The sequence below is a fragment of the Klebsiella sp. S69 genome (genome assembly GCF_016516145.1).
Lineage (GTDB): Bacteria > Pseudomonadota > Gammaproteobacteria > Enterobacterales > Enterobacteriaceae > Klebsiella > Klebsiella oxytoca.
Map to the genome: position 1 here is coordinate 72575 of NZ_JACVUU010000016.1, position 12412 is coordinate 84986.

Annotated in this window: 11 protein-coding genes; 7 read left to right on the forward strand and 4 right to left on the reverse strand. The window is 53.3% G+C overall.

The window, feature by feature from the left end:
• Positions 1 to 43: 43 nt before the first annotated feature.
• Positions 44 to 2188 (reverse strand): phosphate acetyltransferase, encoded by a 2145-nt coding sequence (pta, locus tag IAE27_RS16490; RefSeq protein ID WP_200092674.1) that lies wholly within the window; start codon positions 2186 to 2188, stop codon positions 44 to 46.
• A 200-nt stretch (positions 2189 to 2388) separates the two neighbouring features.
• Complete coding sequence (ackA, locus tag IAE27_RS16495; RefSeq protein WP_004104091.1) at positions 2389 to 3591, reverse strand: acetate kinase; 1203 nt, start codon at positions 3589 to 3591, stop codon at positions 2389 to 2391.
• 335 nt (positions 3592 to 3926) lie between these two features.
• Here ackA and yfbV point away from each other — a divergent pair, with 335 nt between their 5' ends.
• From yfbV to IAE27_RS16515, 4 genes are all read left to right on the forward strand, one after another.
• A complete protein-coding gene (gene yfbV / locus IAE27_RS16500; protein WP_004104090.1) occupies positions 3927 to 4382 on the forward strand; it encodes a terminus macrodomain insulation protein YfbV in 456 nt (151 codons plus the stop codon).
• An 87-nt stretch (positions 4383 to 4469) separates the two neighbouring features.
• On the forward strand, positions 4470 to 4964 hold the full coding sequence (locus IAE27_RS16505; protein ID WP_004104089.1) for a YfbU family protein: 495 nt from the start codon (positions 4470 to 4472) through the stop codon (positions 4962 to 4964).
• Positions 4965 to 4975: 11 nt separating this feature from the next.
• The gene (locus IAE27_RS16510) at positions 4976 to 5635 is read left to right on the forward strand and encodes a sugar phosphatase (RefSeq protein WP_016808374.1); all 660 of its coding nucleotides are present in this window, start codon (positions 4976 to 4978) and stop codon (positions 5633 to 5635) included.
• A gap of 76 nt (positions 5636 to 5711) precedes the next feature.
• Positions 5712 to 7544: an SLC13 family permease gene (locus tag IAE27_RS16515; RefSeq protein ID WP_004104087.1), complete on the forward strand. Its 1833-nt coding sequence runs from the start codon at positions 5712 to 5714 to the stop codon at positions 7542 to 7544.
• A gap of 48 nt (positions 7545 to 7592) precedes the next feature.
• Here IAE27_RS16515 and yfbR read toward each other — a convergent pair whose 3' ends face one another.
• Together yfbR and alaA are read right to left on the reverse strand one after the other, a co-directional pair.
• A complete protein-coding gene (gene yfbR, locus IAE27_RS16520; protein ID WP_004104086.1) occupies positions 7593 to 8192 on the reverse strand; it encodes a 5'-deoxynucleotidase in 600 nt (199 codons plus the stop codon).
• A gap of 87 nt (positions 8193 to 8279) precedes the next feature.
• Positions 8280 to 9497, reverse strand: a complete 1218-nt coding sequence (alaA, locus tag IAE27_RS16525; RefSeq protein ID WP_004104085.1) for an alanine transaminase AlaA — start codon at positions 9495 to 9497, stop codon at positions 8280 to 8282.
• A gap of 890 nt (positions 9498 to 10387) precedes the next feature.
• Between alaA and IAE27_RS16530 the strand changes: the two genes are divergently transcribed.
• The 3 genes from IAE27_RS16530 (at position 10388) to nuoA (ending at position 12412) form a co-directional block, all read left to right on the forward strand.
• Positions 10388 to 11314: a LysR family transcriptional regulator gene (locus IAE27_RS16530; protein ID WP_004104083.1), complete on the forward strand. Its 927-nt coding sequence runs from the start codon at positions 10388 to 10390 to the stop codon at positions 11312 to 11314.
• A gap of 46 nt (positions 11315 to 11360) precedes the next feature.
• Positions 11361 to 11576, forward strand: a complete 216-nt coding sequence (locus tag IAE27_RS16535; protein WP_101836956.1) for a hypothetical protein — start codon at positions 11361 to 11363, stop codon at positions 11574 to 11576.
• Between the two features lie 389 nt (positions 11577 to 11965).
• The gene (gene nuoA, locus IAE27_RS16540) at positions 11966 to 12412 is read left to right on the forward strand and encodes an NADH-quinone oxidoreductase subunit NuoA (protein ID WP_004104081.1); all 447 of its coding nucleotides are present in this window, start codon (positions 11966 to 11968) and stop codon (positions 12410 to 12412) included.

Below are 12412 nucleotides of genomic sequence, written 5' to 3' on the forward strand. Positions count from 1 at the left end.
AAAAGGCGACCATCCGGTCGCCTTTTTTCATGCAGCGGGCAGATTATGCTTGCTGCTGGGACGACTGAATAGCGGTCAGGGCGATGGTATAGACGATATCGTCAACCAGCGCGCCGCGGGACAGGTCGTTCACCGGCTTACGCATGCCTTGCAGCATCGGCCCGATGGAGATCAGGTCGGCGGAACGCTGTACGGCTTTGTAAGTGGTGTTACCGGTGTTCAGATCCGGGAAGATGAACACGGTAGCGCGTCCGGCAACCGGGGAGTTCGGCGCTTTGGATTTCGCAACGTCAGCCATTACCGCAGCATCATACTGCAGCGGGCCGTCGATCATCAGGTCAGGACGTTTTTCCTGCGCCAGACGAGTTGCTTCGCGAACTTTCTCTACATCGCTGCCTGCGCCTGAAGTGCCGGTGGAGTAGGAGAGCATGGCCACGCGCGGCTCGATGCCAAAGGCAATTGCGGATTCAGCAGACTGAATGGCGATTTCGGCCAGCTGCTCAGCGGTCGGATCCGGGTTGATCGCGCAGTCGCCGTAAACGTAAACCTGTTCCGGCAGCAGCATGAAGAATACGGAGGAGACCAGAGAGCTACCAGGGGCCGTTTTGATCAGCTGCAGTGGCGGACGGATGGTGTTGGCGGTGGTGTGAACCGCGCCGGAGACCAGACCGTCAACTTCGTCTTGCTCCAGCATCAGGGTGCCAAGAACCACGTTGTCTTCCAGCTGCTCGCGAGCAACCGCTTCGGTCATACCCTTGCTCTTACGCAGCTCGACCAGGCGAGCTACGTAGCTTTCGCGAACCACTTCCGGATCGACGATTTCAATCCCGGCGCCCAGCTCTACGCCCTGAGACGCGGCAACGCGGGTGATTTCTTCGGGGTTGCCCAGCAGGACGCAGGTGGCGATACCGCGCTCGGCGCAGATAGCGGCGGCTTTAACGGTACGCGGTTCGTTACCTTCCGGCAGAACAACGCGCTTGCCTGCTTTACGCGCCAGCTCGGTGAGCTGATAGCGGAAGGCTGGCGGAGAGAGGCGACGGCTACGCTCGGAAGTCGCGGTGAGCGACTCGATCCAGTCAGCGTTAATGTAGTTAGCCACGTATTCCTGAACTTTCTCGATGCGCTCGTGATCGTCAACCGGAACTTCCAGGTTGAAGCTCTGCAGGCTCAGGGAGGTCTGCCAGGTATTGGTGTTGACCATAAATACCGGCAGGCCGGTCGCGAATGCGCGTTCGCACAGCTTGCTGATGCGCTCGTCCATTTCGTAGCCGCCGGTCAGCAGGATGGCACCGATTTCCACGCCGTTCATCGCGGCCAGGCAGGCGGCGACCAGAACGTCGGGACGGTCTGCGGAAGTGACCAGCAGCGATCCTGCGCGGAAGTGCTCCAGCATGTGTGGAATGCTGCGTGCGCAGAAGGTCACGGACTTCACGCGGCGGGTATTAATGTCGCCTTCGTTGATGATGGTGGCGTTCAGGTGACGCGCCATATCGATCGCGCGGGTGGCGATCAGATCGAAGCTCCACGGCACCGCGCCCAGAACCGGTAATGGGCTACCGTTCTGCAGCTGAGCCGGATCGATCTTCACGACTTTCGCTTTGGAAGAGTCGTCGAAGATTTCTGACAGGTCAGGGCGAGTACGGCCCTGTTCGTCAACTGGCGCATTCAGCTTGTTGACGATTACGCCGGTAATGCTGGTGTTTCTCGCGCCGCCGAAGCTGCTGCGAGTCAGCTCAACGCGTTCTTTCAGCTGTTCCGGAGTATCGGTACCCTGGGACATGACGAAGACGATTTCAGCGTTCAGCGTTTTGGCGATTTCGTAGTTCAGCGACTGGGCAAACTGATGTTTGCGGGTCGGGACCAGACCTTCAACCAGCACCACTTCAGCATCCTGAGCGTTGGCGTGGTAGTTGGCGATGATCTCTTCCATCAGCACGTCTTTCTGGTTGCTGGAGAGCAGCGACTCAACGTGGCTCATCTTCAACGGTTCTGCGGCCGGAAGGTCGGAGTTCGCGCGAATGATGGTCGTCGTCTGGTCTGGCGCATCGCCACCGGCGCGCGGTTGAGCGATTGGTTTAAAGACGCTCAGGCGCACGCCTTTACGTTCCATAGCACGGACAACACCGAGGCTGACGCTGGTCAGGCCTACGCTGGTTCCGGTAGGGATCAGCATAATTGTACGGGACACGATATATCCTCTTTCGTTACCGCCAGTATCAGGCGGGATACAAAACTGCACCACCAGCTTCCCGTCATACTTCAAGTTGCATGTGCGTTGGCTTTACTTGCTCACCCCAGTCACGTACTCCTCATACGCTCCTGGGGATTCGCTGCGTCGCCGCCTTCCTGCAACTCGAATTATTTAGGGTTATGGCTGGCGGTGTGGAATCAGGCGGTCAGACGGTTGGCGTCTTGCGCGATGACCAGCTCTTCGTTGGTCGGAATGACGATAGCCGGGCGAGTGCCTTCTTTGTTGATGAAGCCAGACTTGCCGAAACGGGCAGCCAGGTTGCGCTCGTGATCAACTTCAAAGCCCAGTACGCCCAGTTTGCCCAGAGACAGTTCGCGAACCATCGCCGCGTTCTCACCGATACCGCCGGTGAAAATAACCGCGTCCAGACGGCCATCCATCAGCGCGGTGTAGGAACCGATATATTTTGCCAGGCGGTGGCAGTAAACGTCCATAGCGCGTTTAGCATCCGCTTTGTCCTGGTAGTTGTCTTCAACATAGCGGCAGTCGCTGGTCACTTCGGTCAGGCCGAGCAGACCGGACTCTTTGGTCAGCATTTTGTTGATGGCGTCTACGCTCATGCCCAGGGCATCGTGCAGATGGAAAATGATTGCCGGGTCGATATCGCCAGAACGCGTACCCATAACCAGGCCTTCCAGCGGAGTCAGACCCATAGAGGTGTCAACGCATTTACCGTTACGGATAGCGGAAACGGAACCACCGTTGCCCAGATGGCAGGTGATGATGTTCAGCTCTTCAACCGGTTTGTTCAGAACTTTCGCAGCTTCCTGAGTCACATAGAAGTGGCTGGTACCGTGCGCGCCGTAGCGACGTACGCCGTGTTCTTTGTACAGGCTGTACGGCAGGGCATAGAGGTAAGATTCTTCCGGCATGGTCTGGTGGAACGCGGTGTCGAACACGGCAACGTTCTTATCTTTCAGATGCGGGAAGGATTTCAGTGCTTCAGCGATACCGATCAGGTGCGCAGGGTTGTGCAGCGGAGCGAAAGATGCGGAATCTTTAATGCCCTGAATGACCGAGTCATCGATAACAACGGAGCTGGTGTATTTCTCACCGCCGTGAACGATACGATGGCCGATTGCGGTCAGCTGAGCAGACAGTTCTGGTTTTTGTGCCAGAATAGTGTTAACGATAAAGTTCAGCGCTTCACTGTGAGCAGCGCCAGCGCCTAGCTCGGCTTCTTGTTTGCTGCCATCCATTTTCCATTTGATACGGGCTTCTGGAAGATGGAAACATTCTGCTAAACCGGACAGGTATTCGTCACCGTTGACGGCATCAAGGATAGCGAATTTCAGAGAGGAGCTACCGCAGTTCAGAACCAGTACTAACTTACTCGACATGGAAGTACCTTTTATGATACGTGGCTAAAAAAACGTCAGTGTGTCACAAAGCGTAGCGCAGGATGACATCGACATTTATGATTAACATCATGCCTTGCACTGTTTTCGGCACGATGGGAGAAGTACATTTGATTTTATGTCATTTTGCATAATTTTCAGCCAGTGGCAGAATATGCGATAATTTGACTAACCTGGTAAAAGGGTCTAACCGCCCCTCAGGTGCGCACAGAATACCTGATTGAGGCCGCCATTGCCAAAATCTTTTGAACGTTGTCATACACAGTTGGTGTTTTGCACAAATTTTTTAAGTTTTATATGTAAAGTTGAGGTAAGCCATGTCTGGTCCAGAGAATCGCCCTGTAAGTTTCTTCGGCTTGTTTCGCCACGGGCAGCATTATGCAAAGACCTGGCCTCTGGATAAGCGCCTTGCCCCGGTGTTTATCGAAAACCGTATTATTCGCGCCACGCGCTATGCGATTCGTATCATGCCGCCCGTAGCGATTTTCACGCTGTGCTGGCAAATCGCCCTTGGCGGCCAGCTTGGCCCGGCCGTGGCTACCGCGCTGTTTGCGCTGAGCCTGCCGATGCAGGGATTATGGTGGTTGGGCAAGCGCTCGGTGACGCCGCTGCCGCCGTCGATTTTAAACTGGTTTTATGAAGTGCGCGGTAAATTGCAGGAGGCCGGACAAGCATTAACGCCGGTCGACGGTAAGCCTGATTATCAGGCTTTAGCTGACACGCTTAAGCGCGCCTTCAAACAACTGGATAAAACTTTCCTGGATGATTTGTAATTGCATCAGGAAAACGCATATAAAAGAAGGCGCATAATTCATGCGCCTTCTTTTTTCACGCCGTAAAAAGTGCAACAGGAGTCAAAAATGGAAATGACCAATGCGCAACGTCTGATTCTGTCGAATCAGTACAAGATGATGACGATGCTCGACCCGGACAACGCCGAACGCTATCGCCGTCTACAGACCATCATTGAGCGTGGATACGGGCTGCAGATGCGCGAGCTGGACCGCGAGTTTGGCCAGCTTACCGAGGAAACGTGTCGTACCATCATTGATATCATGGAGATGTATCATGCGCTGCATGTCTCCTGGACCAACCTGAAGGACGCCAGCGGAATCGACGAGCGTCGGGTCACATTCCTCGGTTTTGACGTTGCCACCGAAGCTCGCTATCTCGGCTACGTTCGCTTTATGGTCAACGTTGAGGGACGCTACAGCCACTTTGACGCCGGGACTCACGGCTTTAACTCCCAGACCCCGATGTGGGAAAAATACCAGCGTATGCTGAGTACCTGGCACGCCTGCCCGCGTCAGTATCATCTGAGCAGTAACGAAATTAATCAAATTATCAACGCCTGATGGAGGTCCCCGTGCAGTGTAAAGGTTTCCTGTTTGATCTTGACGGGACATTAGTCGATTCGTTGCCGGTGGTGGAGCGTTCGTGGTGCAAATGGGCGGATCGATTCAGTATCCCTCATGATGAGGTGCTGAACTTCATTCATGGCAAGCAGGCAATCACCTCGTTGCGTCACTTTCTCCCCGGCCGCAGCGAAGAAGAGATTCAGGCTGAATTCACCCTGCTGGAAACGGTAGAAGCGACGGATACCGATGGCGTTACGGCGCTGCCGGGTGCGGTTGCGTTGCTCAAAACCCTGGATGAAGCCGGGATCCCCTGGGCGATTGTGACGTCGGGTTCGATACCCGTGGCCCACGCTCGTCACCGTGCCGCAGGTCTGCCTGAAGCTGAGGTGTTCGTCACTGCCGAGCGCGTAAAGCACGGGAAACCCGCTCCGGATGCCTATCTGCTGGGGGCCGAACTGTTGGGCCTGGCCCCGGCGGATTGCGCCGTCGTGGAGGATGCCCCTGCCGGTCTGCTTTCCGGCCTGAATGCCGGCTGTCGGACCATCGCGGTCAACGTGCCCGCCGATGCACCGCGTCTTGATGAAGCGGATTTAGTATTAACGACGCTGGAAAGCCTGCAGGTTGAGCGTCTGCCTGACGGCAAGGTGAATGTTAGCCTTAAAAACTAATCTCATGATTTAGCCCCGCGTTGGCGGGGCTTTTTTATGCCAAACTTCCAACTCCATCTTCTGACAAGGATAAGTTGTGAACGGTGAATTGATTTGGGTGTTATCTCTTCTTGCCGTAGCCGTCGTGCTCTTTGCCACCGGAAAAGTGCGCATGGACGCTATTGCTTTGCTGGTGATTGTCGCGTTTGTCCTCAGCGATACCTTGACGCTCAGCGAGGCCTTCTCCGGTTTTAGCGATCCCAACGTTATCCTTATTGCCGCGCTTTTCATTATTGGCGATGGGCTGGTGCGTACCGGGGTTGCCACTAAAATGGGTTCCTGGCTGGTGAAGGTTGCCGGTAACAGCGAAACCAAAATGCTGGTTTTTTTGATGCTGACCGTTGCCGGGCTGGGCGCTTTTATGAGCTCGACGGGCGTGGTGGCCATTTTTATTCCGGTGGTGCTCAGCGTATCAATGCGCATGAACACCTCGCCTTCGCGGTTAATGATGCCGCTCAGTTTTGCCGGGCTTATCAGCGGGATGATGACGCTTGTCGCCACGCCGCCCAACCTGGTCGTCAACAGCGAACTATTACGCGAAGGGCTGCAAGGATTCAGCTTTTTTAGCGTCACGCCGATAGGCCTGGTGGTGCTGGTTCTGGGCGTTTTCTATATGCTGGTGATGCGCTTTATGCTTAAGGGAGATGAAAGCGAACAGGTCAGAGATGGGCGTAAACGCAGCACCTTTCGCGATCTCATCAAAGATTATCATCTGACCGGCAGGGCGCGTCGCCTGGCTATTCGCCCCGGCTCGCCGATGATTGGCCAGCGCCTGGACGACCTGAAACTACGCGAGCGCTATGGGGCGAACGTCATCGGCGTTGAGCGCTGGCGGCGCTTTCGACGGGTTATCGTGAACGTTAATGGGGTATCAGAATTCCGCGCCCGTGACGTTTTGCTGATCGATATGTCGGCTTCGGACGTTGATTTACGCCAGTTTTGCGGCGAGCAGATGCTTGAGCCGATGGTGCTGCGCGGTGAATATTTTTCCGATCAGGCGCTGGACGTAGGGATGGCGGAAGTCTCTCTGATCCCGGATTCAGAACTGATTGGCAAGTCGGTGCGCGAAATCGCTTTTCGTACCCGTTTTGATTTGAACATCGTGGGCCTGAAGCGCGATGGCAAAGCCATTGACGGCGCAGTCACCGATGAACCCCTGCAGCTTGGCGATATCATGCTTGTGGTTGGCAACTGGCGGCAGATAGCCCTGCTGGCCAAGCGGGGGCGGGACTTCGTGGTGCTGAATATGCCCATTGAGGTCAATGACGCCTCGCCGGCGCACAGCCAGGCGCCGCACGCCATTTTCTGTCTGGTGCTGATGGTGGCGCTGATGCTGACTGACGAAATACCTAACCCTATAGCGGCCATCATTGCCTGCCTGCTGATGGGTAAATTCCGCTGCATCAACGCGGAAAGCGCCTATAAAGCCATCCACTGGCCGAGCATTATTTTGATCGTCGGAATGATGCCTTTTGCCCTGGCGCTGCAGAAAACCGGCGGGGTGGATCTGGTTGTGAAAGGCCTGATGGACGTGGCGGGGAGTAAAGGGCCCTATCTGATGCTGGGCTGCCTGTTCGTGATGTGCGCGGCTATCGGCCTGTTTATTTCCAATACCGCTACCGCGGTGCTGATGGCGCCGATTGCGCTGGCTGCGGCGAAGTCGATGGGCGTATCGCCATATCCCTTTGCGATGGTCGTGGCTATGGCGGCTTCTGCGGCGTTTATGACGCCGGTATCCTCACCGGTGAACACGCTGGTGCTGGGGCCAGGTAAGTACTCATTTAGCGATTTCGTCAAAATTGGCGTACCGTTTACCATCATGGTGATGGTGGTGTGCGTACTGCTAATCCCGGTACTGTTCCCGTTTTGATAGCGCTGTAAAAATTCCCGGTCAGGCGCGCGCCGGCCGGGAAGTGATTTATAAAGGCGAATCCTGGCTAATTTCATCAAGGGAAAGATGGAAGCTCGGTACAAATACCCGCATAAAGTAGTCCATCTCTGGACTGCGGCGCGATTCCAGCGTTTTCTCCAGGCGGCCCTTGGCCAGCAGAAATTCATTGTTACCCGCCGATAGCTCTTCCAGACACTTCAGGTAGGCGCAAAGCGCATCGGCCTGTTTGACAATGGATTTTTCCTCTTCGCTATAGTGATGTTCGTCAATGAGTGGCGCAAAAATGTCGCGCAGCTCGTCAGGAACCATATCGACCAGCTTCTGCTGGGCGATTTTCTCGATGGCTTTGTACTCTTGCGCAATTTGCGAATTGAAATACTTCACCGGCGTCGGCAGATCGCCGGTCAGCACTTCCGAAGCATCATGATACATCGCCAGCAGCGCGATTCGCTCAGCGTTAACCTGGCCGCCAAATTTGCGATTTTTAATCGCCGCCAGCGCATGGGCAACCATGGCGACCTGTAAGCTGTGTTCGGAGACGTTTTCTGTGCGGACATTGCGCATCAGCGGCCAGCGGTTGATCAGTTTCAGGCGGGAGAGGTGGGCAAAGAAATGACTCTGACTCATAGGAACCCTTAATCAGTTACGACGTCGGGTGCCATTGTGCGCAGGGATCGCCGCCGGATGCAAATACCGGCGGCTGGACAGGCTAAATCAGAGCTGATGGTAGCCGGAAAGGAAGCGTCCGAAGCGGGTAATCGCCATTTCAAGATCGTCTTCGCGCGGGAGGGTCACAATACGTACGTGATCCGGCCACGGCCAGTTAAAGGCGGTTCCCTGAACCAGCAGGACTTTCTCCTGCAGCAGAAAATCGAGCACCATTTTTTGGTCATCGTGAATATTAAAGCGTTTAGCGTCGATTTTCGGGAACATATACAGCGCGCCTTTCGGCTTAGTGCACGAGACGCCGGGGATTTCGTTAATCAGCTCCCAGGCGCGATTACGCTGTTCATATAAACGGCCGCCGGGAACGATAAACTCGCTGATGCTCTGATAACCGCCGAGGGCCGTTTGAATTGCATGCTGGGCCGGAACGTTGGCGCACAGGCGCATGGAAGCCAGCATCTCCAGGCCTTCGATGTAGCCTTTAGCGTGTTTCTTCGGGCCGTTAAGCACCATCCAGCCCTGGCGGAAGCCGGCGACGCGGTAGGTTTTTGACAGACCGTTAAAGGTTACGGTGAGCAGATCCGGGGCCAGTGGGGCTATCGAATGGTGCTGCGCATCATCGTAGAGGATCTTATCGTAGATCTCGTCGGCGAAAATAATCAGGTTATTCTGCCGGGCGATCTCTACGATCTCCATCAGCAGCTCTTTTGAGTATACCGCCCCGGTTGGGTTATTCGGGTTGATAATCACAATGCCGCGGGTGCGCGGGGTGATTTTGGCGCGAATATCGTCGAGATCCGGGAACCAGTCGGACGATTCATCGCAAAGATAATGCACCGCTTTACCGCTGGAAAGCGCGACTGCGGCGGTCCAGAGCGGATAATCCGGCGCCGGAACCAGCATTTCATCACCGCTGTTCAGCAGGGCCTGCATGGCCTGGACGATAAGCTCGGAAACGCCGTTACCGATATAGATGTCTTCGACCGTCACATCGCGCATACCGCGGGCCTGATAGTGCTGCATGATGGCCTTACGCGCGGAATAAAGACCTTTTGAATCGCTATAGCCCTGGGATGTGGGGAGATTGCGGATGACGTCAACGAGGATTTCGTCAGGAGCGTCAAAGCCGAACGGCGCTGGGTTGCCGATGTTCAGCTTCAGGACTTTATTGCCTTCTTCTTCAAGGCGTTTCGCCTCTTTCAGAACCGGGCCGCGGATGTCGTAACAGACGTTATCTAACTTGCTGGATTTTTCGATGGGGGACATGAACCTTGACCTTTTAGCTGTTATCGCCACTCCCTGCCGTGGAAGTCAGCACGGAACAATGTACTCCGCATCCCCGCTGTTTTGAAGGGTTAACAGGAGAAGATTTTGCTATTCATGTTTTTTTGGTTTAATCAATTTCCCTGGCGTCAGGCGATTTTGTTTATACATTATGCCTTCTCTGGTTTTATAATTGGTCTTATATTGTGTGATGTCATGTTTTTGCGAACGTTTATATGGTTTTTTCTGCCTGGAGGATGAGCGGATTATTTTTTGCGCAATAAAGCGTCTCTTAAATGAGAACGTTTATTTCACAATACACAGCAGGTTGTAACAACTTGACGCGCTATTTTTAATGAAAGTATTTAATCGATAAATGAGCTTTATTTTACATAAGGAATATTCTTAGATTTGTTAATTTAATTAAGGTTCTGAAAAGCGTTTAAAATTAGCTGAGTTAATACTGATTAACTCTTATAAATATTGTGGTTTTCGGTTAGAATATCGCCGTTAATACGGACGTAGAGCTATACCCGGTAGCTAGTCTTTTTATTAATACATTGTTATTGCAGGTTTTTGTTATCTTCCTGAGGGCTATGGCAAGTTTGTCGCCCGTGAGGATGCCGAAGATGGCCATCGCTGGCTGTTTTTTTGCGTCACATCACAAAAAGCCAGCGCGTCGTAATTAAAAGCGCTTAGGCCTACGAACAAAATATTACTCAGAAATTCCGCACATTTGCTGCGGATGAGTGCTTTCTAATGCAATAACGTTCGTCCAGTTGTTCATTCGCCTCTCTCCTGGCGGATAACGCGAAGCTGAAGGATTAGCCGGAAGCCTGGAGCACAGCATCAACAAGGCAGGTAAGCATTAGCCGCCTGAAAGTGAAGCAAATATGATAAATGAAAATCGTTCGATACTAAATTTAGACCTCGACCTCTTGAGAACCTTTGTTGCCGTCGCCGATCTCAGTACATTTGCCGCTGCCGCCGTTGCGGTGTGCCGGACTCAGTCAGCGGTAAGCCAGCAGATGCAGCGGCTGGAGCAGTTGGTCGGCAAAGAACTTTTTGCTCGCCACGGGCGCAATAAACTCCTGACAGAACAGGGTATTCAGCTGTTAGGCTATGCGCGGAAGATTCTGCGTTTTAACGATGAAGCCTGTATGTCGCTCATGTTCGGCAGCCTCCAGGGGACGCTGACAGTGGGTGCTTCTGATGAGACAGCGGATACCATTTTACCGTTCTTATTAAATCGGATCGGCAGTTTTTATCCCAAGTTGACCCTTGAAATTAAAGTCCTCAATCATCCCGATATAGTAGATATGCTGAACAATGGGGCGATCGATCTCGCGCTAACTACCCGACCAACGAAGGGTTCGGAAATGCTGACGCTGCGCACTTCGCCAACCCTGTGGTACTGCGCGGCGGATTACGTTCTCCCGCAGGGCGAGTCGGTCCCGCTTGTATTGCTGGATGCCGCAGATCCGTTTCGCGAAGATATCACTACGGTACTCGATGTTGCCCGGGTTCCCTGGCATCTGTCCCATACGGCGTCATCAATGGCTGGGGTCAAAGCGGCGGTGAAAGCCGGACTTGGCGTAACCGCGCAGCCGGTAGAGATGATGAGCCCGGAGTTTCGCGTGCCGGGCAGAAGCGACGGGTTACCGGTGCTGCCGGATACCCACTACATGTTGAACTGTAACCCTCAGAAGGCAAGCGAGCTCACTCAGGCGATTTTCCAGTCGTTGAGCACGGAGTACCAGCCATGGTCTAGCCAGCGTATTTATACCCCTGAAGGGGGAGATAATTCCCTTGTTTCCTGAAGGGAAAAAGCTAACAAACATCACAAAAACTGGTAACAAAATGTAAGTGCAAAAACGAACCACAGACCTGCAAAATCGCCACTGTGGTTCGTTTTTTTCAAATTTTATTGATGAATTAAATGTTTTGTTGATTTCTTTGCATGTAAATCAGTGGCTTAGTTCTGCTCTTCCTCTCATTTCTCCACTTTTCTCTGCACTTTCAATACTTCCTGCTAATGTTAAAAAACCATCTGGTTTGTTGCTGTTTTCTTGGTTGAATTAACAAAAGCGTGTCGCAGATCAAGAAAATACCCCTCCTTAGGGGGAGGAATCGTGTCTGAATCCTGTCAAAATAGACGGGTAATTTTGATTTACGGCGGAAACGGACACGATTCAACAACACTAAAGCCGAACAGTATGCAAGGTTATTCCGCATGAAAGGGCATTTAATGTTAATGAAAAAAATCCAATGTAAATTAATGTTGTGAAAACTTTTGTTAAAGTTGACAAAAGGTTAATGAAAGGAGTAAAAAGCCACCGCAACTGGCCTTCCACATCACCCAGGGACGCTTTTTTGCACGGCATTTTTTTTATTCCTCCCCGTGAAACGCTGTGGCGTTCATCTGCCAGTAAGAGCAGAGGGTTTTAGCGCTACACTTTTTTGGTTAAGCAATGCGTATGTCAACATCCACTGAAGTCATCGCTCATCATTGGGCATTCGCTATATTTCTCATCATCGCTATCGGCCTGTGCTGCCTGATGCTCGTCGGCGGCTGGTATCTTGGCGGACGCGCGCGCGCGCGTAGCAAGAACACGCCGTTTGAATCCGGGATCGACTCCGTCGGTTCGGCTCGCTTACGTCTTTCTGCGAAGTTTTATCTGGTAGCCATGTTCTTCGTGATTTTCGACGTGGAAGCCCTGTATCTCTACGCATGGTCGGCCTCTATCCGTGAAAGCGGCTGGGTCGGCTTTGTGGAAGCCGCAATTTTCATTTTAGTGCTACTGGCTGGTCTGGTTTACCTCGTTCGTATCGGCGCACTGGACTGGACGCCTGCGCGCTCCCGTCGCACGCTGGTTAACCCGGAAACAGACAGTCCCACTAACCGTCATACGCAGTAA